The sequence below is a fragment of the Nostoc sp. genome (assembly GCF_036917555.1).
Lineage (GTDB): Bacteria > Cyanobacteriota > Cyanobacteriia > Cyanobacteriales > Nostocaceae > Nostoc.
The window spans coordinates 101033-124290 of the sequence record NZ_JBALDD010000021.1 but is presented as its reverse complement, the minus strand read 5'-3'; the positions used below and the strand labels follow the sequence as shown (position 1 = coordinate 124290).

Here is a 23258-nt window from a genome sequence, read left to right as displayed (position 1 = left end):
CATAGCGTTTACAGCTTAACTGAACATTATCGGTTTGTGTACAGCGACCAGAGCAACTTATTGGAAATTTTATGAAAGCTGTATATTTTAGTGTATTTATACTTAGTTAAAATCAGACGTAACTTTGCTGTTAATTATGTCAGTTTATTTGGGTAAAGTATATTGTATTACGTACTACCACGTTGAACCAAAACATCTAAAGCTGTTTATGTCGTCATTATTAGAGTCACAATTTATCCAGGATTTTACCCACTTTGAGCAGCACGTAGCAAAATTGCTCTATAAAGCAGATTGGACAGTTGAAACTGCAAAGACCAATCAGCCTGGCTATGATCTAGTAGTCAAAAAAGGAAACCTAGTTGGTGTTGTTCAGGTTAAATGGCTAAAAAGTAACGTAACAGCGCCACAGCTTTTAAAGTTTGCTGACTTTTTAGATTCTGACGAAGGCAAAAAATTTAATTTTGGTTGGTTCATAACTACAAAAGGATTTGGCGGACCAGCATTAGCATTAATGAGAACCTGGGGTAAAGATACTAAAATTCGCTGTGGGATTGCCCATGAAAATAAGCTGGTTGGGATTGATGGTGATTACGTCATTGGGGGCAGAGGTAATCCTGAAACTCCTGAAGAAACTACGTCAAAAAAAGTTTATTTTGGAGTTTTTACTTGTAAAGGCGGAGTAGGAAAAACAACTGTAGCAGGGCATTTAGCAGGAGCATTAGCACTGCAAGGATTTAATGTAGCACTTGTGGATTTAGACCCAGAACAAAATCTGCAAAAATTAGTAGGTGATGGGGTTTTTGTTCCAAATCCTAAAGGGGTAGGTACAACTATTCAAGTTTTTGATGGAAATGATTGGGATGAAGATGCTGCCCGTGACTGTCAAATAGTAATTTGCGATTGCTCACCAGCATTAGAGCGTAATCCCCCAGAGCTAGTTAAGCGATTAGATTATTGTATTATCCCAACAACCTTTAATCCATTGGGAATAAGTAAGCACGGTAAAGTTATTCAAGATACTGTTAAAGAAATACGTGAAATCAATAATTTAGCTCATTTATTTGTATTAGTTAACAACTTTAAAGACCCTGGTATTAAGCGCTTAAAGCTTCTAAAAGAAGTTTATTTTAATGCCTATAAAGAAATTAGTAAAATAGATAAAAAATTTCATTGTATAGATCCAGAAGAAGTTTGTATTCGGACTAGCGACCTACTTTACTACTGGGGTATACATATACTCGAAAATCCAGAAAACCCTGCCAGTAGATTAGCCTTTGATCTAGTTGGCGGAAGATGCTACCCGCGTGAAGATTTTATCAACTTAGCAGATTATATTGAAAGAGAAGCTGGTATAGGAATTCTTAGAGCTAATTAAGACTATTAAGATAAGTTTACACTTAGCGATCGCTAATCTTCTTATAAAATTTTTAGCAATATCTGCGCTAAGTTCGGTGGATTTTCTTATTTTAAACCCCCTCCAAGCCCTAACACGCCCTACTAAGGCTAATTTTGATATTTTATTGCAAAACAATCAAAAAAATAACGCCTACCTGTTATTATGGTGGCGCTATTTTTTTAATTTAATTCACAGTTAAAAATAGTTAAATGAATTTGCTAAATCTTTGTCATTGATTTACCGCAATTTTTTATACAGCACTGCGGTTGGTTAGTAAATTCCACAGGAAAACTGCGACAATTGCACCAAGTACAGCTACTGCAATACCTGGAATGCTGAGACTAGGAGCTGCTAGAGATAAAGTTCCCGTACTGAAAAATACACCCAAACTACCGCCAACAAAAGCACCGATGATTCCTAACACAATTGTTCCTAGAATTCCGCCACCTTGATGACCGGGATAGATAGCTTTTGCGATCGCACCAGCAATTAGACCTAAAACAATCCAAGCAAGAATATTCATTGTTGTTAAGTTGGTAAAAGTTTTTAACTTACAAGTACATATTAACGAGCTTCATTTCTGACTTAATCTACCATCAGAATTAATTATAAATATCCGTTAGGAATAGTTTAATTGCTACTAGATTTTTTAATATATATATTGCGGCTACCACCCTGCTGAGGACAAGTCGGCTATGGATAGGTGTGACAGCCCCGTTCTCTTAGGATTTGCCAATGTCCTAAGCTGTCTGACCACTGCTATATGACCCATTTGAGGTAAATAGTCAATTAAAAAAAAGCTCCTAGTAGGTCTTTAACTAGGGGCTTATATAAACTATTGCTTGGTAATTGCAGTATATGCATTTTTAATTAGCTCTCTCCTCTACTAGAAGAATTAAGCTGAGTTTTTAAAGACTGTCTCTAAAGTAATGTAAAGGAAGCAAGATCAGGTAATTGAGACGATCGTTTATCCCTTTGCAAGTTCATGTCTAGTTTTTAATTTTTAATTGCTTATCCCATGATCGCTACCAATAACTTGATGGCTGAGAAATGGGAACAGTCTGCGGTAAGACCAATGCATACTTAGAAAAATCAGACTTACTAAGGTTAGCAGCATAACGCCCAGAATCGTTGTATATGCCTTAGTGCGCCACCAAAAGCCATTTGCACCTAGTCGCACAAGCTTCCAAAAGTTAGTTATATCGGCGCTTTCAGAATCGTGAATGGTGATTGGTAAGGATGCTGCTGTGTTTTGTCGTGTAATTGTCATTTTAATTACTCCTTTAGACCCAAATGCTGAGGCATTAATTTTAAACTACGGTAATACGATAGGTTTTATGTTATTTAGGTTTAATATCTCATAGCTTGATGCAATAAGCAAGTTTTAAGGGGATTGGGTATGGGGCTAAACCTTAGCTATCCGCTAACAGCACTCATTACTCAGCATTCTTGAGGGGCATTGGGCATTAGTATTAAAAATTAGGTATTTACTAGATTAGACCTCTTGCATAAATCAAAAATAAAGAACCCCACCCCGCATTTGAGTAAAGCAAACGCTCCTCTCCTTATCAAAGGAAGGGGTGTGGGGTGTTAGGGACTTTCGCAAGAGGTCTATTGAAAACTATTCTCTAGTCCCAATCCCTACTCCCAGTCCCGAATCTCTAGTCAAAATGCCTAATCAAATTTGGTTATCACAGTTGGAAAAACACCGAGCGATCGCAGTCATCCGTGCTCCTCAAATCGAAGTGGGACAACAAATGGCAATGGCTGTAGTATCTGGGGGAATGCAGCTAATTGAGATTACCTGGAATAGTGATCGCGCTGGGGAATTAATCAGTCAACTACGTTCGGAATTACCAGCCTGTATCGTTGGCACTGGTACGCTATTTAATGTGCAGCAGTTACAAGATGCGATCGCATCTGGGGCACAATTCCTGTTTACACCCCACGTTGATTCGGCAATGATTCAAGCAGCACAAGAAAAAAATGTGCCTATCATACCAGGAGCGCTGACTCCTACAGAAATTGTTACCGCCTGGAGTCAAGGCGCTAGTTGTGTAAAAGTGTTTCCCGTGCAGGCAGTGGGAGGGACTAATTATATCAAAAGTTTGCAAGGGCCACTGGGTGAGATTCCCTTAATTCCTACTGGCGGCGTGACTCTAGAAAATGCCAAAGAATTTTTGCAAGCCGGAGCGATCGCTGTCGGTTTGAGCGGGGAATTATTTCCCCAAAAGCTTGTCACAGAGGGAAATTGGTCAGCGATCGCAACTCAGGCAAAAAACCTAATGCAACAGTTAGGTTAACTTAGAATCAAATCATCAAACATTCACGTCTATTAAAGCAATAGATATGGAAATAAAGGTGAAACCTGATAAGTTTCTCAAGACCCCATGATTTGAGTGTGAGTGTATCTAAAATGAAAAGACAAATTTCTCCTGACTGGGTGCGTCGCTTACAAATAATCCTCACTGGTACAGTACTGTCCTTAAGTGTTTTTACTACTACTGGAACCAGTGAAGTTTGGGCAAATTCCAAAAATCAAGTGATTGCACAAAAAATCCAGACATTACAACAATCAAATCAGCGCTGGATTCAAATTGATCTTTCAAAGCAAAGATTGATAGCTTGGCAAGGTGACAAAGTTGTTTATGGAAGTGCTATTTCCTCTGGCAAAAAAGCCACTCCTACTCTTGTTGGTACTTTTAAGGTTCAATCCAAGTTTAAAACTACGCGGATGCAGGGAGAAAACTATAATGTTCCCAACGTTCCTTATGCGATGTTTTACCAAGGTAATTACGCTATTCACGGAGCTTATTGGCATAAGAGATTTGGTACTCCAATGAGCCACGGCTGTGTGAATATCGCACCCAAACATGCAAAATGGCTATTCGAGTGGGCATCGGTAGGGACACCAATAGTCATTCATAAATAGTAGGTGAAGCAGCTAAAAAGCAATTTAGGTAAAATTATAAATAACAATAAATCAAGACAATTAAGTGATTCCCAGCAATATTTTATGCTGGGAATCTTCGGAGTCGGAATTACTGAACTTGGAATAAAATCTAGAAAAGGGCATTTAACGATTTGCCCAAAAAATAAGCGGAAATCCTGACAATTCCTGTATGAAATTACAAATGCAAATATAAATTTGGGGAAAGTTTGTATTTAAGCATTTAAATGACAGATTTTTGTAAAGATTGTCCTTTGTAATTAGTCATGGGTCATTAGTCACTAGTTAGGACTGATCATTTAATTATGGACAAATGACAAATGTGCAAATTGGATGCGGATTAACTTAGGACTTGTTTTCAGAAGCATTAGCGGATGAATTGCGTAAATCCTCCACAGAAAGCAAGTAATCGATCTGGAAATTTGTAGTTTTCCAGAAAATTACTTCACTTGATGATTTTTGCGTAGTTTAGAAGATGAGGCATAATGCAAACTTGGATTCGCCGTGGTGGGATTCGTTCTTCAGGAACTTTTTGTACAGGTGTGGCGCTGATGGTGGTGACTTTATTCTCTTGGTCATCACCGCTAACAGGTATACCCAACTCGACTACAGCAACAGCCACCTCAGTCGATCAAAACAGCACTAATAATATTAGTCAACCTCGTTGGATTGAAATTGATTTGTCAGAACAACGTTTACGTGCATGGGAAGGTCATAAACTTGTTCATTCATACCTCATTTCTGGAGGTAAGCGGTCGACTCCTACACCCATAGGTAGATTTCGGATTAATTCTAAGTATCGTACTCACCGGATGCGAGGCAGAGGCTACAACATTCCTGACGTTCCTTACACAATGTATTTCTACAGAGGGTATGCCATTCACGGTGCTTATTGGCACAACCGTTTTGGGACTCCAGTCAGCCACGGTTGCGTAAATTTACCTGTTAAGCAAGCTCGTAATCTTTACAACTGGGCTTCAACAGGAACTTTAGTAGTGGTGCGGAAATAATCGGTAATTCGTAATCAATAATCTGCAATTTTTCCTTTGATGTATAGACGGGTGCGTTCACGGAGTTAAGCACCTGTCTATACATATTGCTAGACTAAAAACAATCTTCAAGGGATTCAGGAGCTATGAGCGTCATAATTACTCAACCTCTGACATTGCAAGAGTTTCTGAAGCTCCCAGAAACCAAGCCGGCGAGTGAATATCTTAACGGAGAAATTATTCAAAAGCCAATGCCAAAAGGGAGACACAGCCGCTTACAAGGTAAACTCTGTGCTGTGATCAATGAAGTCACAGAGAATCAGAAGATTGCCTATGGGTTTCCCGAATTACGGTGTAGCTTTGGGGAACGCTCAATTGTACCTGATGTAGCTGTATTTCAGTGGAGACGCATACCGTTCACAGTTGACGATCAAGTACCTGATAATTTTAAACTTCCACCAGACTGGACGATTGAAATTCTCTCGCCAGAACAAAAACCCAATAAAGTAATTGGGAACATTCTTCACTGTCTGAAGTATGGCAGTCGCCTAGGATGGTTTCTTGACCCTGATGATCTGAGTATTTTGGTATTTCTACCAGAGCAGCAGCCAGTGCTACTCCAGGGAGAAGATTTTTTGCCTGTTTTACCGGAAATTGAACTTGCATTAACTGTCAATCAAGTTTTTGGATGGTTAAAAATGGCTGGTTAGAAATACACATTCGCCGTTAGGTGTATGCTTTTTGATAGAAATATAGACATGATGATGAATAAAAGAGGTTTTAGATGAACTGGAGAATTGCAGAAGCGAAACAGAGGTTCTCTGAACTAATTCATGCTGTCACTAAAGAACTGCAACTCATCTACAACCGAAATCAACTGGTGGCTGTTGTTGTTGAAGCTGAGATGTTTGAAGAATTTTTGACGCGGCGCAAGTAGCAAGAAAAGATTTCTCTAGCGATGTTTTCAAAGAACTACGTCAGATAGCTGCTGAGGAAGATTATATCCTCGAAGTACCCTCCCGCCAACACCGTCCTAACCCTTTGGCTGATGCCATTGATGACTTTTCTTTGTGATACTAACTAATATTATCAGCGAATTAATAAAACTCCAACCTAACTCTGGTGTATTGAAATGGGCAGAAAGAGATTTCTCATTAGTTCTGAGTGCCATCACCGTTGAAGAAATATTTTATGGACTGACATCCAAGCCTAATCCTAGAATTTAAATATGGTTTGAGAGCTTTTTGGAAAATAACTGTCAAGTATTGCCCATCACCATTGAAATTGCCAAGCGCTCCAGGGAATTGCAAGGTCAACTAAGATTAAGTGGGAAAACACACACCCAAGCAGATATGATGATTGCTGCTACTGCTCAAATTCATCAATTGACCTTAGTAACGCGCAACATCCGGGATTTTGACGGTTGTGGTATCCCACTTTTAAATCCTTTTAGTTAATTAACTCAACTGTGCCACAAGTTGATTTTCCAAAAGTGTATCATTAGTCAACAAGTCTTCAACGGTGATTCGCAAAAAGCGTTGTTCATCAACTTGAAAGTGGATTTTGATGCGATCGCTTCCAGGATATCCGGTTGGTGTCAGTTGGGCAATTGTCCTCGCCCCTTCTTGATCGTTGAGGGGTTTGACGCTGGTTTCACTATTGTCCATACGGCGAGTAATTAAGCGATCGCCATCAAAATAAACTTCAGTACTACCTGTATCTGCTCCCAATTCTCCCACAATTAATTCAATACTAGGCTGATTTTCCATAGAAGCGCCTAAGACTAATTCTACTGGCTGACTCATTGGGTATGCCTGTCCAGCTTTAATTAAAGAATGCCATTTGTGACGCTGATTGCGACGATCCCAGTAGCGGATACCATAACTATGGTAAAGAAAGTCTTTGATTTGTATCCCTTGTGCTAACTGTAATGCACCTTGAGCGATCGCTTCAAAGGGACGTTCGCAACGGATTTTTTCTGGCTCAAAATACTGTTTGATCCATGTCTGCACTGCCGGCAATTGCACTGTGCCACCAACTAACAAAACTGCATTAATATCTGGAAGTTCTATCCCTTGCCGTCTTGCTTGCTGCAACAGTGTCGTCATCGACTCATCCAATAACTCAAAAAAAGCGTGTTCTTTAAGGATATTATCAAAAGTATCGCGGTTTAGTTCCAGTTCATAGCTTTCAAATGTCTCATCATCAAAATAAACTTCACTAGCTTGATTTTGAGTTGATAGCTGAATTTTCACTCGTTCTGCCAATCTTGTTGTCAAAGGACTTACCGCCAACTCTTGAGTTTTGGCGAAGTAATCTACTAACCAATTATCAATATCAGTACCACCCAGATTTTGACCAGCTTTCGCCAAGACACGGGCAGTTTTGACTTTTTGTTTTGAATCTTCAGCCAGAGACTTATTACCCCATTTCAGGATAAATCCAAGTGGTTTGGTGGTTGCTTGGACACCTCGATCCAACCGCACAAGGGACAAATCTAAAGTACCGCCACCAAAGTCAATCACCAAGAGAATTTCTTGATCTGCCAAGCCATAACCCAAGGCGGCGGCTGTGGGTTCATCCAACATTCGCACTTGTTCGACGGGAAGGGATTGACATACTGTCCCCAACCAATGACGATAGGCTTCAAAACTGTCTACAGGTACGGTTAACACCAGAGAATCTAACCCACCTTGCAGGGGCGCTAGTTCTTCAATTACTTTGGTGAGGAACCATTGCCCTACTTGTTCAAAGGTGACAATTTGCCCATCTAGTTCGGGTAAAAAACCTTGAATATCTGCACCAATACCGCGTTTGAAGCTGCGGAAAAATCGCGTTTCGCCTTTGAGGTCAAAACCGCGATCGCGTACTTGTTGCCCGACTAAGACTTTATTTTGGGTTGCGTCTTCAACATAAACCAAGCTGGGAATCAGTGGCGGATTGAGACTTTGTTTAATTGATAAACCTGGTAGAGTCAGGGTTTCTGGCTGCTGGGTTACGGGGTTCCAACGAGCAATGACTGTGTTGCTAGTACCAAAATCGATTGCGATCGCCATATTTTATATTTATTCTCTCGCACGAAGATGCCAAAGCTGCTTTATTTTTGATTATTCTCTATAAGCTACCAAGAATGCAAATGCGCCCATACGCTTGCTTCTTTGCATCCCAACCCCGATATCGATTCAGTCCGTTGCAGCGAAGTGTTAGCACAGTTAGACAATTGGCTTGTCAAAAAGCATGGAAATCAGTGGCTGTAAATGTATAAAAGGAGCAATAAACTCAACAGCAGGCTTTATCATAGTTCCAGTCTTTTTCTTATTGGCATGAGGTGCTTAAAACTCACTTCACACGTAGATGCTGAAAGGTCTGAAGCTGAAATGAACAATGATCTTGGACACCCAGCAGGAAAAGGATTAGTTACAACAGAACGCTCATCCTATAAAGGAATTCACTACATGGATTGTGTAGTGCGTCAGTACGGGCGAATCGTAGGCGTAAAAAGAGTGAAAGTAATTATAATACTAGTGCGTATGCCGGCTGAACCCCTTCTAGCTTTGAGATTGTCTCTAATTAGCGTTCCATATCCAATGTTCTGTAACAAATAGTCAAATACTATTACGCGAACGGTGATAACTTATGTATTAAAGTAATCATTCTTTGCCTTGTCTGTAAGTTTATAAACTACCTTGCCGCCTTCAACTCTTATCCTCAAAATTAATTTCTTTTCTTCATTTAGTTTCTTTGCTCTTTTTCCAATTAATTGATAAGAGCAATCAAGTTCTTCAGCAATTTCTCCAGGCTTTAAATCCTTTTCTGTTTTATTAATTTCATACAAAATACTCAATTCTATATGTGGTAACAGCTTACTCTTGTCAATCTTTTCAAGTTCTAATTGTATTGTCTCAGAGTTAGAAATTATGTTCACAGGGCTATGGCACTCTGGACACAACATTTTATTATATTCAAGATAATGTAGTTCTTCAAATGGAAAACTTTTCTTGCATTTAGGATTAATACAGATGATTCGCTTGGAGTTCTTTAAAAAATCATCTATTAAACTATTAAAATCAAATGATTTAGAGATGAAATATGTTCTGTAATTAGAACCTTTAGGCTTTCCCCATCTTAAATTTTCTTTTTTACAGAGGCCATAATTTAAGCAGTAAATGGATTGTTTTTCGCTATTTCTATCACTCCTTTCACTATATTTACTTATAAAAAAGTTCAGTTCCAAAGTTTTTAAAAAATGTTCATATGTAGGTTTAAAATAAAAATGACTTGTGTAGGGATTAGTTTTAACATCTTCATATTGATTTCCTGTAATTTCACCTATAATGATTTTTTTTCTAGTATTACTTAGACTGTCTACAAATTGCTGTAACAATTCTTTTAACTGTAAAATAGATATTTTTTCGTCAAAAGACATCATGGAGTAAGTAGTATTATCGAAGAAATGTTCAATGTTTCTTTCAAAATACTTTTGAGATGCCGCCTCAAGAGAATCTCTATTAATCGGTTTATCAAATACTATATTTCTTTCACAGCAATAGAAAAGAATATAACCGATTATTCTTGGGACATTCATTGATATCTGAAAAATTAGTTCATAATATGATTCTAAAGGTTCTTTTTTCGTGTCAAAAAAGTACTCAACAGGCTTTTCAGTAAAATATTTAATGCGTTTTTCAACTAGCCTTCTAGTAAAATCTATAGCTCTTTCCTCCATATTATTTCTGTCTAATTCTGAATAAAGATTGTAAAAATCAAGATCGACTATATCTACTTTACTTTTGTCAATTTTTCCATAATATACTCTATTAGGATATGCAGCTATTTTGAATTTAATAAAATCGTCTGACCAATTATTTAATGGAGCTAATATAACATCAATTAATACTCGCATTGCTTGGTCATCAATTTCAGAAAAATCATCAACAATAATTATTAAATTTTTAACATTTAGAAGAGATAATATATCTTTAATTTGGGTTATAATATCTTTAACTTGAAAAACTTTTAAAAATATATCAGAAAATTGCTTATCAACCTCAGTAGCATTCTTTTGTAAGTTTTTTGAATTACTATTTTCAGAATAGCTTGCGTTAATAGTTTGTTCTTTTAAATCTAGTTTTCCTCCTAACTGACTATTTTTTCCAAAAGCGCTTTCATTTGTTTTTTCATCAGCATTTTTTCTATGAGTAGAAATTTGTTGCAGCAAAGGTAACTCTATAGATTTTAGAAGCTCATTATTTTCTATACTATTTTGTAACTTTTGAAGTTTCTCGCGGACAATGGACGATCTATCTGTCCCAAACAGTTCTTTTATTTTATCAATTAAAGTATACGATCTCTTATCAATTTCTTTCCTAAGCTCTGATAGAATAGTTTGAATAAAATTTCGCTCTATAAGATAGTTTTGTAGCACATCATTAGATACAATATTTTTTAATTCTTCTAGTCCATTAACGTACTCAGATTTTGAAGATTCAAAAATAGTTTTAGCATCTACATAGCATGATAAATTATTATCTTTTTTTCTGAGTTCCTGTTGTATTTTTAAAAAAATTGTAGATTTTCCAGTCCCCTTCCTACCAATAATAAATGTCGTATTTCCTTTCAAGCAGGTTTTTAAGATTTGTTCGTTTGCTAACAAATCAGTATATAAACTACTTAACAAGTTATTACCATTTTCATCAATCAATTCTGCTCTACGATACTTCTTTAATGAAGCAACAGCTTCTAAAAAATTATCTTTCTCTGATACTGAATAAGACATAATTTATACTAGTAAGTAGATAGTTGAATGCATTGTAACATTTATTATAAGGACTTATTGGGATCAGTGGGGTGCTATTAATCAGGATTGTTTGACGCAGGGATGATCGCCTGTTTGGGTAAAAGCTATTTTTTGTCAATTTGATAGCGTAGGTGGCGAAAAAGCTGATTATTTCGTTCACCAATCCAGGCGATTAACCCAGACTTATGAATAAGACACATGGCAAACCTATTTACGTAGATTACATTGTTAAATTGCCTAAGCGATCGCTGGAGGAGTTTTGTCGCTGGGTGTATCGTTTTATGGGTAATGCTCAGTTCATCTCTCCTCAATATCTAGCTGAACAACACCAGAAATTTGCTCGTGCATTAATAAATCGGTATTCTTCCAAAGCCATATAAATCAGGATGATTGACCTACATGACTTTATGCTGGGCGAAAATCGAAGTGGAGGCATTGGCTAATTAGTCCAGAAACCTAATCTAACCCGAAGTTTCGGGTTAGTTGGAGTTCATGCTCAATCTTCATTCCGTAACTGCCAGACTGCACCAAAAGCGGCCCCAGCCCCAGCTAACAATCCAGTACTCATTCCTTGGATAGTTTTTTGGAATGGATCTTGGGTTAGGCACTCACTTGTAACCTTACTGTCTTCCAAGCAAAGACTACTTTCTGCCCAACCAGCAGTACCTCCTAAAATTACACCAGTGATACTACAAGAAATAATTAGCAGTAAAAGACGTTGTGTTTTTCTAGCCATAGATGGATGTTTTACTCAATTTTGTATTTTAGACTTTAAATTGGCTCAATATGTGAATACACTTAGTCTAGATAAAGAATTGTAGATTTTTCCATACTTGAGCCACTGTTTAAGCGGGCTGCTTCAGCAAAATTCCAAATCTAAAATTCTGTCTAAGGTCGGAAATTTGTAGTTGACTCTCAACTACTTTACACATCCGGGCAGTAAATGTCAGCTGGTTTATGGCTGGCGAGGCAAACTTATGCGCCTCGCCGTAGTAATCTATCTTTAAATTGATACGTAGACAATTGTGTAGCAAAGACTTTAGCTCTGAGAAAACAAGGACTAAAATGCTTACTACAAATCCTCAAAACTAGTTTGACGTAGTATTGTGTGAGTTGTTGCTCACTGATGCTCAAAAAAATATCTACTCAATCTTCAAGTTGAAAGGCAAGCGGCGTAGACCCCCTGTGGATCGTTCATCTTTTGCAGAATCTCTACTTCCTGTTGTAATTTCTGAAATTCAGCGGCGAGGGGATTGGATGGTTTGAGTTGCGTCCCCTCTATTCCGAAAGCAGTCCGCGCTTCTTGTGTTGCCCGCCCAAAAAAGCGTTCTCCTGATTACGACCTTGGCAAGTCCAACTCATCTGCCTCACTGTTCAAATTAGCCTATTTAGGCAAAACTCCAATAAAACAAAAAAATCTGTGTATTTAGATACTTTTTAGAGATTTTTTTCCTAAATGTCATGTTATTGTAACTTACAGCAGTTTTCATGTATTTGAACCACATCTGTCGTAGGGGCACAGCAATGCTGTGCCCCTACCGCGTGGTCTATTTACCTGAAAATAGCTGTAAGCAAAGCCTTGCTCAGTCAATTCAAGGAGTCATGAGTATCGAGTGGTTGATTCATGATCGATAGTAAAAAAGTTCGGTTGAAGTGGCAAAATTATTGGTTTAAAACCTTTGGTAGATGGCGCTCGTGTCCGCTAACCTGTCCAATAGAAAGACCTGATCATCGGCATGTTTTTTGGAGTTGGATCGGTAGTTTTTTAGCCATCACAGCAACGTCCTACCTTGCTGTCAAAACTAATTCTCCTTTGCTGATGGCTCCTTTTGGTGCTACAAGTGTCTTGATCTTTGGTGTCCCTGACAGCCCTTTGGCTCAACCTCGTAATGTCATTGGGGGTAATCTTTTAGCTGCTATAGTGAGTCTGATAATTCTGCATTTTTTCGGTTCCTCTCCCTTGGCAATGGGAATGGCTGTTTCTAGTGCGATCGCAATTATGCAGTTTACCAGAACTGTACACCCACCTTCAGGTGCTGTTGCATTAGTCGTTATGATGACAAAACCGGACTGGCAATTTCTGCTAACACCTGCCTTTGAGGGATCGATGATTCTAGTGCTATGCGCTGTGATCTTTAATAATTTAGCAGCAGAAAGGACGTATCCAAAGCACTGGTTATAACATTAATCTCTAGAGCAAAATTAATCGTATCAAGTACAAAATGTAGGGGCAATTCATGAGTTACCCCTACAAAAAATTACTCAATCTTCAAGTTAAAAGGCAAACGGGCGTAAATCCCCTGTGGGTCGTTCATTTTTTGCAGAATCTCTACTTCCTGTTGCAATTTCTGAAATTCAGCGGTGAGGGGATTGGATTGTTTGAGTTGCGTACCCTCAATTCCGAAAGCAGTCCGCGCCTCTTCTGTTGCACGCCCAAAAAAGCGTTCTCCGAAGCTGCTAGTGCGAGGATATTCTTGGACTTCCCAGTCTTCTCCTAGTTTCGCCTGCTTGGCAGCGTATGCGATCGCAGTATTCAAACCACCAATTTCATCCACCAAACCAATTTCTTTAGCCGCCTCACCCGACCAAACCCTTCCTTGAGCAATTTCTGCTACTTTTTGTTCTGGGAGTTTCCGACCTTGAGAAACTTTATTCAGAAACATATTATAAATACGGTTAACACTGCGCTGATAAATTTCTAACTCTTGAGGCGATTTCGGACGTGAAACTGTTTGACTATCAGCATAGCGTCCAGTTTTCACTGAATCCCAAGTAATACCATTATTATTGGCCAGCTTTTCCCCATTAAATAAGATTCCAAACACCCCTATAGAACCTGTAATCGTATTTGGTTCTGCAAAAATACGATTAGAGTCGCTAGCAATCCAATAACCACCAGAGGCGGCGACATCACCCATTGATACTACAACTGGTTTTACCTCACGAGTTAATTTCACTTCTCGCTGCATGACTTCAGCTGCGGTAGCGCTACCACCAGGACTATTAATTCGTAATACAACAGCCTTCACATCTTTATCTTGTCGTATTTTATTGAAGATTTTCGCAAAGCGATCGCCTCCTACTTGCCCATCTTCTCCTTTACCATCGACAATCTCGCCCTCAGCATAAACAACGGCAATTTGATTTTTGGAGTTACGTTCTACACCCAATGATTTACCAGAAACTTGTGCGTAGCTATTCAGGCTAATTTGTCGGAATGTTTTGTCTTCTTTATCGCTATTTGTCAACTTTTTCAGGTCAGCGATAACTTCATCGGGGTATTGTACTTGATCGACTAAACCGCTAGTTTTGGCTTGTGTGGCTTCTAGTAAAGACTGATTATCAGCGATCGCTTGCAATTTATTGGGTTCAATTTTCCGACTTGCGCCGACAGCAGTGCGCCACTCTCCCCAAACATCATCCAACAATTTCTGAGTTTGTTCACGGTTTTCTGGACTCAACTTGGGGAGAATAAACGGTTCAACTGCCCCTTTAAATTTCCCTACTCGCACGACTTGAACACCAATACCATATTTCTGCAATGCTCCTGCAAAGAACATTGGTTGTGAACTCAAACCGTTGATTTCCATCATTCCCAAAGGATTAAGGACAATGGAATCTGCCACTGAACTAACGTAATATTCCTTTTCACTCCAATCACTGCCGTATGCAACAATCTTTTTCCCCGCAGTGCGAAACTGCTCTAGCGCTTTCCGAATTTCTTTAAGAGAGGCATAGCCGACGCTACCAGTTTGGCTTGTGTTCGTTGCATCCACATAGATCCCAACAATGCGCGGATCGCGCCGTGCCTTTTCCAAAGTTTCCACAACTTTGCGGAGTGCCATCCTATCTTCATCCACACCTGATATTGTGTTTTGAAACAGTTCGCCTGAATTAGGTTCGCCATCAGTAATTTTCATTGACAAGTCAAAAACCAACACGGACTTATCTTTCACATTTGGCCCACTATCTTTAGAGGAGCTAGCAGCCAATATCAGTAAAAACAGTCCAGTGGTTCCCAGACCACTGAAAATAATTAGTCCTAGTAAGGTGCCAACTAAACTAGCAAAAGTTTGTTTGATAAAATTACGCATTAGTTATTTAGTATTAGTTATTAGTTATTGGGCATGGGACATTGGGCATTGGTTATAACCAAAGGATTAATGACTAATGACCAATGACCTGTTTACCTATTCTATGCGCTGTAAACTGCCAGAGTGCTTTAACTGATACAAGGTGGTGTTGCCAGTACAAAATAAAACTGTGGTGATTTCAGCGATTAATACCTCAGCCAGTTCCGCAACTGCTGTCTCTGATGTTGCTGCTGCTTGCAAGAAAGGCATTGCTAAACCAGCTATATCTGCTCCCAAGGCGATCGCAGTGGCGGCATCCAATCCATGACGCAAACCTCCTGAAGCAATTAAGGGTATATCTTTGGCGTAGGCGTAGCCCGTCGTAGACATCGCTCTAATAGTTGTAATGCACTCTGCTGTCGGTAAACCCCAATCGGCAAACGTCCTCCCTAAGCGACGTTGTAAAGGATTTTCTGCCCGTTCGCTTTCTACTTTTGCCCAAGAAGTACCGCCTGCACCCGCGACATCAATTGCTGCTACCCCAGCGGCAATAAGTTTCTCGGCGATCGCTGCTGAAATGCCGTTACCAACTTCCTTCGCAATCACTGGTACTGGCAATTTTGAGCATAATATAGAAATCTTGTCAAGCAAACCCCGAAAATTAGTATCACCTTTGGGTTGAATGCACTCTTGTAAAGGGTTAATGTGTAAAATCAAGGCATCAGCTTCTAAAATATCAACTACGCGCAAACATTCATCTAAACCGTACTTGTAGTTAAGTTGTACAGCCCCCAAGTTTGCAAGTAGTAGAACGTCAGGGGCATACTTGCGGACAGCAAAAGTATCAGCCACCTGGGGTTTTTCTACCGCTACTCGCTGGGAACCGACACCCATTGCAATTTTGTAGTGTTGTGCAACTTGGGCCAAACGTTGGTTAATGATTGCGGCTTGTTCTGTTCCGCCAGTCATGGAAGAAATTAACAAGGGTGCGTCAAGGTTTTTTCCCAGAAAAGTTGTACTGATATCAATATCGTTGTGGTTGAGTTCGGGTAAGCAACAATGAGTGAAACGATAACGTTCCAGTCCATTGGTGATTCGATCGCACTGAACGTCTTCTTCTAAGCAGATGCGAATGTGATCGGCTTTGCGATTCTGAGTTTGTGCAGAGATATTGGTAGGGGCGTTCACTGGTGGGTATGGCTAAAAGTATTTGCTTGCGATCGCTATTGTTACATTGTCTGCAACTGTATTTGTATAACAAAAATCTTTATTTTCGCTATCTTTCGGGTACGTTACGCTATTGATAACAGAACCATTCCCCCATTTGGTGAGTTAATTAATATGGTTTTACAAACAGAAAAGCGCTACTACACCCCTGAAGAATATTTGGAATTAGAAGAGAAGGCTGAATATAAAAATGAATATATAGATGGAGAAATTATACCCATGACAGGGGGAACAACTAACCACAACAAAATTGCACTTAATTTTTGTATAAAATTTCCCCTGACTGTGCAAGGACAAGATTATGAGATTTACATAGGGGATGTGAAATTATCAATCCCTCGTTATCGCCTTTATACTTATCCTGATATTATAGTCATCAAAGGTAAGCCTATTTATGAGGGAATAGGTACAACAACTATTACTAATCCTTTATTAATTGTTGAAGTCTTATCAAATTCAACTAAAAATTATGACAAAACAGATAAGTTTAAATATTATCGTTCAATTCCTGGCTTTCAAGAATATATTATGATTGACCAGTATAGTTTTGCTGTCGAACAATTTATTAAGCAAACAGAAGGACAATGGATTTTTAAGGAATATGAAGGTAAAGATGCAGTTTTAGTCTTAAATTCTATCGAATTTCAAATTACCTTGCGTGATATTTACGAACGGGTGAATTTTGAGTTGATTGAGGAATAAAACTGCGATCGTGCGATGCTTGCGGTGGTCACTGAGCTTTGTCTTACCACTTCGTGGAAGCAAGCTACGCGCAGCGTCTCGTAGAGAAGTGCGGGCTACGCCTACGCTAAATATGGGCATCATTCACCGTGAATGATGCCTAATTGTTGCCCGTCACGCTGTCTGTGTAGCAGCCGCTTTCGAGTCGGCGCTGGATTTTAACCGGGTGATAGTGGCTTTACGAATGCGATCGCTTTTGCGTACTCCGCCTGTCATTTCGTATTCCCGGCTGTCTTTGCCATACTTCAACACCACACCACTGACTAAGCGTTCTGAAGTTTCCCGAATGGTCTTTTCAAGGGTTTCTATTTTTGCCTTTGCTGAGTCAATGGCAGTTAGCATCATATTATACTCGTCAATCTGGTTGCGGAGTTGCCCGGTTAACTCGGTTAAATGGTTTAAACTGATCGAATCACCAAAGTCGAGGCTGGAATTAATCGATTTAAATCCGATTACTCTCTGTTCGGTTTTTTCTAGCACGGGAGAGGTTCTTTTTTGGCGTGGCATGAATGCAGACTTTTTACTAAACTTATCTTTCTAGAGTGTCTCAATGGAACAGTATAGTGGTTCAGTAAAACTTGCAAGAAAAGGTATTTTTTGTAATAAGATTGAATTGCTAGCTCAGTAATTACACGATAATGGACTTGTGTTCTGAACGAATGGACTTGTGTTCTGAATGAATGGACTTGTGTTCTGAACGAATGGGCTTGTGTTCTGAACGAATGGGCTTGTGTTCTGAACGAATGGACTTGTGTTCTGAATGAATGGGCTTGTGTTCTGAACGAATGGGCTTGTGTTCTGAACGAATGGGCTTGTCCGCTTGACTACTTATTCAACCCGAAGAAGCCCACCCCAAGAATAAGGCTACGGTGGTGTACACAAGTCTGAAATAGCTGATTAACTAAGGTTTTACCCCACCCTAACCCTCCCCGTATGTATTGGGGAGGGAACTGGATTTCTTGTTTCCCCCCTTGGAAAGGGGGGATTAAGGGGGGTAATTCGACCGAGCAAAGAGGGGTTTGTGATATTATTGATCCTCAGAACGGCGATGTTTGGGTAACAGGCTCTTTTTCTGTTTTTTTTGGAAACTGCTGGCTTGTTTCAGGACTGGAATACACTGGTTAATCATCCAGATTAAAACCTCGATTGTGGAGTCTCCCTGCTGAAGGCGGTTTTCGGCATTTACGCCAATTAGCATTGTTTGCAGAATTAGCAAGAAAGCGTAGGCGTAGCCCGTCGAAGACATCGCTCTTTGACTTGCACTTTTACCACGTTTTTTAGCTGACATCAGAATTCACCTTGTTTTTGGGTTTACAAGGTCAATTATTTTTTTGGGTGTTTCCCCATACACATCCCCCACGCAACGTTTATAATGCTTGTATCATCAGCTTTTGCGGCTTGGGGAAGCTTGTTTGTTTGGGTAATTCAAAATTATTTCAGACTGATGTCAAGAAATATTCGTGGAGATGAATCAGTTTTAAAAAATGTACTCAGTCTGGTAGAAGCATTGCTGCAACTGTCCCAAAAGCAAGACTGTGAGTCAAAACTTCCACTTTGCGTTGTCTGGAATGCTGATAAGCTGCGAATTACCGGATATAAAAGCGAACAGACAAGAGGAAACAGAAGCAAAACAACTGACGTTGGTACTAAGAAGGAATATTTACTCAACCAGATTAAAGAAGCTGGCAAAAGTTTAAAACTTCCCCCGCAAAAAGCAGAACCTAACGTTTCTCAGGACAAAAGAGAATTAGACGAGCTTCAAACTGCACTCGACTGGTTGAAAGAATTGGGAGTGCGAGAAGACCAAAAATCTACGAAGAGTCAAGGTTATTGGAAATTTACCCTGACGCTAAAACATCAGACAGCGACGATAAAAGATAATCTGGAGGTGGTTAAGCAGAAGTGGAAGGAATACCAAAAGGCGAATTTAAAAGAAACATCCCAGGTACAAACAACAGATAATAGCTTCGATTGGCAAGAAATCTGCGGCGCTATGCTGGAAAAGCACGAGCGTCTCACCACAAATGAGTTGCTGTTTGCTGATGATGAGATGAAATTTGAGCTAGAGGCAATTCATGTCCCTTTAGCATTGGTAGAGCGTAACAAACCGAAGAAGTGCAGCGAGGATATTTCCCCAGAACAAGGTTCGCAACTTTACGAACCGAGTTATGAAGAAAAGCAGCGATTTGAACATGAGGCTTTTTTAGAGAAAATTATCGGTGATGGTGTTGGTAAAACTCAAGGACACCGCATCGCTTTAATTGGGGAACCGGGTGCGGGAAAAACTACTCAGTTGCAAACTATAGCTTTTTGGATATTAAACAACAATCTGGGTTTACCAATTTGGATTTCTTTGGCAGACTTGCAAGGAAAGAGTGTAGAAAATTATCTGCTGCAAGATTGGCTGAAAAATGCTTTAGAAGTTGTGCGTGTAAAAGAAGAACAGGAAAACGCTTTTGCACATTTATTCAAGAATAATCGTGTGTGGTTGTTGTTGGATGCAGCAGATGAAATGTCTTCACTCCAACCATTAACTGAGATTTCCCAGCAGTTGACGGGATGGGTGAAAAATGCGCGGGTTGTGCTGACTTGTCGGGTGAATGTTTGGGAAGCAAACGCCAACGCTTTAGAAAATTTTGAGACGTATCGGTTACTCAATTTTGAATATCCGCAACAAGTGCAAGAGTTTATTCGGCGTTGGTTTCACAACAAGGATGCAGACAAAGGGGAAAGATTATGGCAGGAATTAGATAAAGCTGAACGTCAGCGCATCCAAGATTTAGTTAAAAATCCTTTGCGGTTAGCGCTGTTGTGTAGCACTTGGCAAGGTTCCGATAAAGGTTTACCGGAAACTAAAGCCGGACTTTATCAGCAGTTTGTGGAAGAGGTTTACAAGTGGAAAGAAAACCGCTTCCGTACCACAGAACAGCAGCAAGAGGAATTAAACGCAGCGTTGGGACGTTTGGCAAAACGGGCAATCGACCAAGAAACGTCACGGTTTCGGCTACAATATAAGTTTGTGCGTGAGGAATTAGGTGATGCAAAACAGCAAAATTCTTTATTTTGGTTAGCGTTAAAGTTGGGATGGTTAAATGAAGTTGGAGTGGCTGCAGAATCAGCAACAAAAGAGAAAGTTTACGCTTTCTACCATCCCACATTTGAGGAATATTTTGCAGGGTTGGCGGTTGAGAATTGGGACGAGTTTCTGAATCATGTTCCCGACAAACCCGCGCTAGGCATTTATCGCATTTTTGCACCGCAGTGGAAAGAGGTGATTTTGCTGTGGTTGGGACGTGAGGATGTGGAGAGAGACAAGAAGGAAAAGTTTATTCAGGCGTTGGTGGAATTTGATGATGGGTGCGGAGAATGCAGAGCTATTGATGAAGTTAGAAGGGGATTTTACGAGTTTAGCGCTTATTTTCTCGCTGCTGCGGGGGTTGATGAGTGGAAAAATTCTTGCTACGCAGATGCTATTGTGGCGGAAATTGTTAAATGGCGCTTTGGCGAGTTTAAAGTTGAACAAAACGAGTGGGTAGAATTTCTCACACCAATCGCAGAGGGAGTATGGACAGCACTGCCTCGGACAAATCGCATAAAAGCGATTAATGCTTTGGTAGAGTTAATTGGCAAACCACAACTGGATGATGATACCCGATGGCAAGCGGCAATTAGCTTAAAGGAAATTGGCTCTGGCAACCAAAAAGCGATCGCTGGTTTGGTGGAGTTAATCAACAAACCACAATTGGATGATGATACCCAAATAGAAGTGGCATCTAGCTTAGGGAAAATTGACCCTGGCAACCAAAAAGCAATTGATGCTTTGGTGGAGTTAATCGGCAAACTACAACTGAATAATTCTACCCGAAGGCGAGCGGCAATTAGCTTAAAGGAAATTGGCTCTGGCAACCAAAAAGCGATTGATGCTTTGGTGGAGTTAATCGGCAATCCACAACTGAGTGATGATACCCAATTGCGAGCGGCATCTAGCTTAGGGAAAATTGACCCTGGCAACCAAAAAGCGATTGATGCTTTGGTGGAGTTAATCGGCAAACCACAACTGAATAATTCTACCCGAAGGCAAGCGGTAGTTAGCTTAGGGCAAATTGGCTCTGGCAACCAAAAAGTGATTGATGCTTTGGTGGAGTTAATCGGCAATCCACAACTGAATGATTCTACCCGAAGGCGAGCGGCAATTAGCTTAAAGGAAATTGGCTCTGGCAACCAAAAAGCGATTGATGCTTTGGTGGAGTTAATCGGCAAACCACAATTCAATGATTCTACCCGATGGCAAGCGGCATATAGCTTAGAGAAAATTGGCTCTGGCAACCAAAAAGCGATTGATGCTTTGGTGGAGTTAAGCGGCAACCCAGAACTCGATGATGATACCCGAAGCCAAGCGGCAGAAAAATTAGGGAAAATTGACCCAGGCAACCAAAAAGCGATTGATGCTTTGGTGGAGTTAATCGGCAACCCAGAACTCGATGATGATACCCGAAGCCAAGCGGCAAAAAGCTTAGGGGAAATTGGCTCTGGCAGCCAAAAAGCGATTGATGCTTTGGTGGAGTTAATCTGCAAACCACAATTCAATGATTCTACCCAAAGACAAGCGGCATATAGCTTAGGGAAAATTGGCTCTGGCAACCAAAAGGCGATTGATGCTTTGGTGGAGTTAAGCGGCAACCCAGAACTCGATAATGATACCCGATGGCAAGCGGTATATAGCTTAGGAAAAATTGACCCAGGCAACCAAAAAGCGATTGATGCTTTGGTGGAGTTAATCGGCAACCCAGAACTCGATGATGATACCCGAAGCCAAGCGGCAGAATGTTTAGGACAAATTGGCTCTGGCAACCAAAAAGCGATTGATGCTTTGGTGGAGTTAATCGGCAAACCACAACTGGATTATGATACCCGAAGTCAAGCGGCAAAAAGCTTAGGGGAAATTGGCTTTGGCAACCAAAAAGCGATTGATGCTTTGGTAAAGTTAATTGGCAAACCACAACTGGATGATTCTACCCGATGGGAAGCGGCAGAATGTTTAGGACAAATTGGCTCTGGCAACCAAAAAGCGATTGATGCTTTGGTGGAATTAATCGGCAGACCACAAGTGGATGATTTTACCCGAAGGCTAGCGGCAGAAAGCTTAGGGGAAATTGACCCAGGCAACCAAAAAGTGATCGCTGCTTTGGTGAAGTTAATCGGCAAACCACAACTGGATGATTCTACCACCCGATGGGAAGCGGCATCTAGCTTAGAGAAAATTATATTACAGAAACAGATGCCGAGTGTTGTCACCCTGTTGAAGGATTACTTATCACCTGAAACTTACAAAAATGACTTTGAGCGATTTGATAATTGCTACAAAGTTATCTGGAAGTGCGCCCAAAGTATGCCCTACTCCGCTTTTTATCAAGCTTGGCATCAATAAGAGAAAGCGAAAGATAAAGAGTAGGAAAGAAAAATACTTCCTCCAGCCAAAACATAAGCGAAATGTGGAAGCAGCAATCCCTTGTAAAGACGCGATTCATCGCATCTCGTAAGCGTCTCGTAAATCTATCGCGTCCGATCTTTCCGCAATCCAGGGAATGCGTAGGCGTAGCCCGTTGCAGACATCGCCCCTAATAAAACAGATATTGTGAACAGAATGGGAATGCGTAGGCGTAGCCCGCCGCAGGCATCGTTTTTGCGATCGCCGCGATAAGTTAATTAAAAGACTTCAAATAAAAAAATATCCCAAAACTGACGCAAAAATCTTCTCTATTTCTCCTCTCTCTGCGTTCTCTGCGTCTCTGCGGTTAGTTTATTTGGATAATTTATTTCTTGGAAATCCCTAACGTCCTAAGAGTGATGGAAAAGCGTTAATTGTAATAAGTAGCAATTACAGCAGTCAAAGGGATTAGTTTATTTACCAGCCTCATCCATCTTTAGCCAGTTAGCAAAGTTTTTCGCAGCAGATAAAATTCTTTAGGAAAAGGAAATTTATATACTGTAAGTTTTTTAGTAAGTGTTACAGACAAGGAAAACTGCTTCTATTGTGCAGTTACAGAGTATTTCAGGTAAATGAAGTACACGGGTAGGGGCACAA

Annotated in this window: 22 protein-coding genes and 1 pseudogene; 13 read left to right on the top strand and 10 right to left on the bottom strand. The window is 40.1% G+C overall.

What is annotated here, in order from left to right; all coding sequences use genetic code 11:
• Nucleotides 1-124 precede the first annotated feature (124 nt).
• Complete coding sequence (locus V7K60_RS07775; protein WP_334924330.1) at nucleotides 125-1375, top strand: nucleotide-binding protein; 1251 nt, start codon at nucleotides 125-127, stop codon at nucleotides 1373-1375.
• Between the two features lie 271 nt (nucleotides 1376-1646).
• Here V7K60_RS07775 and V7K60_RS07770 read toward each other — a convergent pair whose 3' ends face one another.
• Both V7K60_RS07770 and V7K60_RS07765 read right to left on the bottom strand, forming a co-directional pair.
• Entirely contained in the window at nucleotides 1647-1919 is a 273-nt protein-coding gene (locus V7K60_RS07770; RefSeq protein ID WP_094348080.1) for a GlsB/YeaQ/YmgE family stress response membrane protein, read from the bottom strand.
• A 480-nt stretch (nucleotides 1920-2399) separates the two neighbouring features.
• Nucleotides 2400-2666: a hypothetical protein gene (locus V7K60_RS07765; RefSeq protein WP_334924329.1), complete on the bottom strand. Its 267-nt coding sequence runs from the start codon at nucleotides 2664-2666 to the stop codon at nucleotides 2400-2402.
• Nucleotides 2667-3066: 400 nt separating this feature from the next.
• Here V7K60_RS07765 and V7K60_RS07760 point away from each other — a divergent pair, with 400 nt between their 5' ends.
• From V7K60_RS07760 to V7K60_RS07730, 7 genes are all read left to right on the top strand, one after another.
• Nucleotides 3067-3699 (top strand): bifunctional 4-hydroxy-2-oxoglutarate aldolase/2-dehydro-3-deoxy-phosphogluconate aldolase, encoded by a 633-nt coding sequence (locus V7K60_RS07760; protein WP_334924328.1) that lies wholly within the window; start codon nucleotides 3067-3069, stop codon nucleotides 3697-3699.
• Nucleotides 3700-3812: 113 nt separating this feature from the next.
• A complete protein-coding gene (locus V7K60_RS07755; RefSeq protein WP_334924326.1) occupies nucleotides 3813-4328 on the top strand; it encodes a L,D-transpeptidase in 516 nt (171 codons plus the stop codon).
• A 503-nt stretch (nucleotides 4329-4831) separates the two neighbouring features.
• On the top strand, nucleotides 4832-5356 hold the full coding sequence (locus tag V7K60_RS07750) for a L,D-transpeptidase (RefSeq protein ID WP_334924324.1): 525 nt from the start codon (nucleotides 4832-4834) through the stop codon (nucleotides 5354-5356).
• 125 nt (nucleotides 5357-5481) lie between these two features.
• A complete protein-coding gene (locus V7K60_RS07745) occupies nucleotides 5482-6045 on the top strand; it encodes a Uma2 family endonuclease (RefSeq protein WP_334924322.1) in 564 nt (187 codons plus the stop codon).
• 74 nt (nucleotides 6046-6119) lie between these two features.
• Nucleotides 6120-6272, top strand: a complete 153-nt coding sequence (locus V7K60_RS07740) for a type II toxin-antitoxin system prevent-host-death family antitoxin (protein ID WP_334924321.1) — start codon at nucleotides 6120-6122, stop codon at nucleotides 6270-6272.
• A 133-nt stretch (nucleotides 6273-6405) separates the two neighbouring features.
• The gene (locus V7K60_RS07735; protein ID WP_334924319.1) at nucleotides 6406-6561 is read left to right on the top strand and encodes a hypothetical protein; all 156 of its coding nucleotides are present in this window, start codon (nucleotides 6406-6408) and stop codon (nucleotides 6559-6561) included.
• Between the two features lie 18 nt (nucleotides 6562-6579).
• Nucleotides 6580-6792, top strand: coding sequence for a PIN domain-containing protein (locus tag V7K60_RS07730; RefSeq protein ID WP_334924317.1), 213 nt, complete (start codon nucleotides 6580-6582; stop codon nucleotides 6790-6792).
• Here the strand turns inward: V7K60_RS07730 and V7K60_RS07725 are convergent, their stop codons facing one another.
• Nucleotides 6793-8391 (bottom strand): Hsp70 family protein, encoded by a 1599-nt coding sequence (locus V7K60_RS07725; RefSeq protein ID WP_334924315.1) that lies wholly within the window; start codon nucleotides 8389-8391, stop codon nucleotides 6793-6795.
• A gap of 201 nt (nucleotides 8392-8592) precedes the next feature.
• On the opposite strand from V7K60_RS07725, the gene V7K60_RS35145 reads away from it, so the two are divergent.
• Entirely contained in the window at nucleotides 8593-8940 is a 348-nt protein-coding gene (locus V7K60_RS35145; protein ID WP_442944348.1) for a nucleotide-binding domain-containing protein, read from the top strand.
• A gap of 29 nt (nucleotides 8941-8969) precedes the next feature.
• Here the strand turns inward: V7K60_RS35145 and V7K60_RS07720 are convergent, their stop codons facing one another.
• The gene (locus tag V7K60_RS07720) at nucleotides 8970-11111 is read right to left on the bottom strand and encodes a MarR family transcriptional regulator (protein ID WP_334924313.1); all 2142 of its coding nucleotides are present in this window, start codon (nucleotides 11109-11111) and stop codon (nucleotides 8970-8972) included.
• A gap of 206 nt (nucleotides 11112-11317) precedes the next feature.
• Here V7K60_RS07720 and V7K60_RS07715 point away from each other — a divergent pair, with 206 nt between their 5' ends.
• Nucleotides 11318-11512, top strand: a complete 195-nt coding sequence (locus V7K60_RS07715) for a hypothetical protein (protein ID WP_334924311.1) — start codon at nucleotides 11318-11320, stop codon at nucleotides 11510-11512.
• A gap of 116 nt (nucleotides 11513-11628) precedes the next feature.
• Here V7K60_RS07715 and V7K60_RS07710 read toward each other — a convergent pair whose 3' ends face one another.
• Both V7K60_RS07710 and V7K60_RS35140 read right to left on the bottom strand, forming a co-directional pair.
• The gene (locus tag V7K60_RS07710; RefSeq protein WP_334924310.1) at nucleotides 11629-11868 is read right to left on the bottom strand and encodes a hypothetical protein; all 240 of its coding nucleotides are present in this window, start codon (nucleotides 11866-11868) and stop codon (nucleotides 11629-11631) included.
• 406 nt (nucleotides 11869-12274) lie between these two features.
• Nucleotides 12275-12462 (bottom strand): annotated as a pseudogene (locus V7K60_RS35140) (signal peptide peptidase SppA); the annotation flags it as partial.
• A gap of 294 nt (nucleotides 12463-12756) precedes the next feature.
• Between V7K60_RS35140 and V7K60_RS07705 the strand changes: the two are divergent.
• Nucleotides 12757-13314 (top strand): HPP family protein, encoded by a 558-nt coding sequence (locus tag V7K60_RS07705; RefSeq protein WP_334924308.1) that lies wholly within the window; start codon nucleotides 12757-12759, stop codon nucleotides 13312-13314.
• A gap of 76 nt (nucleotides 13315-13390) precedes the next feature.
• Here the strand turns inward: V7K60_RS07705 and sppA are convergent, their stop codons facing one another.
• Both sppA and fni read right to left on the bottom strand, forming a co-directional pair.
• Nucleotides 13391-15226 carry a signal peptide peptidase SppA gene (gene sppA / locus V7K60_RS07700; RefSeq protein ID WP_334924306.1) on the bottom strand — a complete coding sequence of 612 codons (1836 nt, stop codon included), beginning with the start codon at nucleotides 15224-15226 and terminating at the stop codon, nucleotides 13391-13393.
• Nucleotides 15227-15322: 96 nt separating this feature from the next.
• On the bottom strand, nucleotides 15323-16393 hold the full coding sequence (gene fni, locus V7K60_RS07695; protein ID WP_334924305.1) for a type 2 isopentenyl-diphosphate Delta-isomerase: 1071 nt from the start codon (nucleotides 16391-16393) through the stop codon (nucleotides 15323-15325).
• A gap of 153 nt (nucleotides 16394-16546) precedes the next feature.
• On the opposite strand from fni, the gene V7K60_RS07690 reads away from it, so the two are divergent.
• Complete coding sequence (locus tag V7K60_RS07690) at nucleotides 16547-17134, top strand: Uma2 family endonuclease (protein ID WP_334924303.1); 588 nt, start codon at nucleotides 16547-16549, stop codon at nucleotides 17132-17134.
• 153 nt (nucleotides 17135-17287) lie between these two features.
• Here V7K60_RS07690 and V7K60_RS07685 read toward each other — a convergent pair whose 3' ends face one another.
• Nucleotides 17288-17680, bottom strand: a complete 393-nt coding sequence (locus tag V7K60_RS07685) for a hypothetical protein (protein ID WP_334924301.1) — start codon at nucleotides 17678-17680, stop codon at nucleotides 17288-17290.
• 520 nt (nucleotides 17681-18200) lie between these two features.
• Nucleotides 18201-18461 (bottom strand): hypothetical protein, encoded by a 261-nt coding sequence (locus V7K60_RS07680; RefSeq protein ID WP_334924299.1) that lies wholly within the window; start codon nucleotides 18459-18461, stop codon nucleotides 18201-18203.
• Nucleotides 18462-18617: 156 nt separating this feature from the next.
• Here V7K60_RS07680 and V7K60_RS07675 point away from each other — a divergent pair, with 156 nt between their 5' ends.
• Nucleotides 18618-22601, top strand: a complete 3984-nt coding sequence (locus tag V7K60_RS07675; RefSeq protein WP_334924297.1) for a HEAT repeat domain-containing protein — start codon at nucleotides 18618-18620, stop codon at nucleotides 22599-22601.
• Nucleotides 22602-23258 lie beyond the last annotated feature (657 nt).

Coding starts and splice junctions, on each gene's coding strand:
- V7K60_RS07725 (WP_334924315.1), bottom strand. CDS start 8,391: ATGGCGATCGCAATCGATTTTGGTACTAGCAACACAGTCATTGCTCGT.
- V7K60_RS07715 (WP_334924311.1), top strand. CDS start 11,318: ATGAATAAGACACATGGCAAACCTATTTACGTAGATTACATTGTTAAA.
- V7K60_RS07760 (WP_334924328.1), top strand. CDS start 3,067: ATGCCTAATCAAATTTGGTTATCACAGTTGGAAAAACACCGAGCGATC.
- sppA (WP_334924306.1), bottom strand. CDS start 15,226: ATGCGTAATTTTATCAAACAAACTTTTGCTAGTTTAGTTGGCACCTTA.
- V7K60_RS07755 (WP_334924326.1), top strand. CDS start 3,813: ATGAAAAGACAAATTTCTCCTGACTGGGTGCGTCGCTTACAAATAATC.
- V7K60_RS07740 (WP_334924321.1), top strand. CDS start 6,120: ATGAACTGGAGAATTGCAGAAGCGAAACAGAGGTTCTCTGAACTAATT.
- V7K60_RS07720 (WP_334924313.1), bottom strand. CDS start 11,111: ATGTCTTATTCAGTATCAGAGAAAGATAATTTTTTAGAAGCTGTTGCT.
- V7K60_RS07770 (WP_094348080.1), bottom strand. CDS start 1,919: ATGAATATTCTTGCTTGGATTGTTTTAGGTCTAATTGCTGGTGCGATC.
- V7K60_RS07765 (WP_334924329.1), bottom strand. CDS start 2,666: ATGACAATTACACGACAAAACACAGCAGCATCCTTACCAATCACCATT.
- V7K60_RS07745 (WP_334924322.1), top strand. CDS start 5,482: ATGAGCGTCATAATTACTCAACCTCTGACATTGCAAGAGTTTCTGAAG.
- V7K60_RS07750 (WP_334924324.1), top strand. CDS start 4,832: ATGCAAACTTGGATTCGCCGTGGTGGGATTCGTTCTTCAGGAACTTTT.
- V7K60_RS07690 (WP_334924303.1), top strand. CDS start 16,547: ATGGTTTTACAAACAGAAAAGCGCTACTACACCCCTGAAGAATATTTG.
- V7K60_RS07680 (WP_334924299.1), bottom strand. CDS start 18,461: ATGTCAGCTAAAAAACGTGGTAAAAGTGCAAGTCAAAGAGCGATGTCT.
- V7K60_RS35145 (WP_442944348.1), top strand. CDS start 8,593: ATGTATAAAAGGAGCAATAAACTCAACAGCAGGCTTTATCATAGTTCC.
- V7K60_RS07705 (WP_334924308.1), top strand. CDS start 12,757: ATGATCGATAGTAAAAAAGTTCGGTTGAAGTGGCAAAATTATTGGTTT.
- V7K60_RS07675 (WP_334924297.1), top strand. CDS start 18,618: ATGTCAAGAAATATTCGTGGAGATGAATCAGTTTTAAAAAATGTACTC.
- V7K60_RS07710 (WP_334924310.1), bottom strand. CDS start 11,868: ATGGCTAGAAAAACACAACGTCTTTTACTGCTAATTATTTCTTGTAGT.
- V7K60_RS07685 (WP_334924301.1), bottom strand. CDS start 17,680: ATGCCACGCCAAAAAAGAACCTCTCCCGTGCTAGAAAAAACCGAACAG.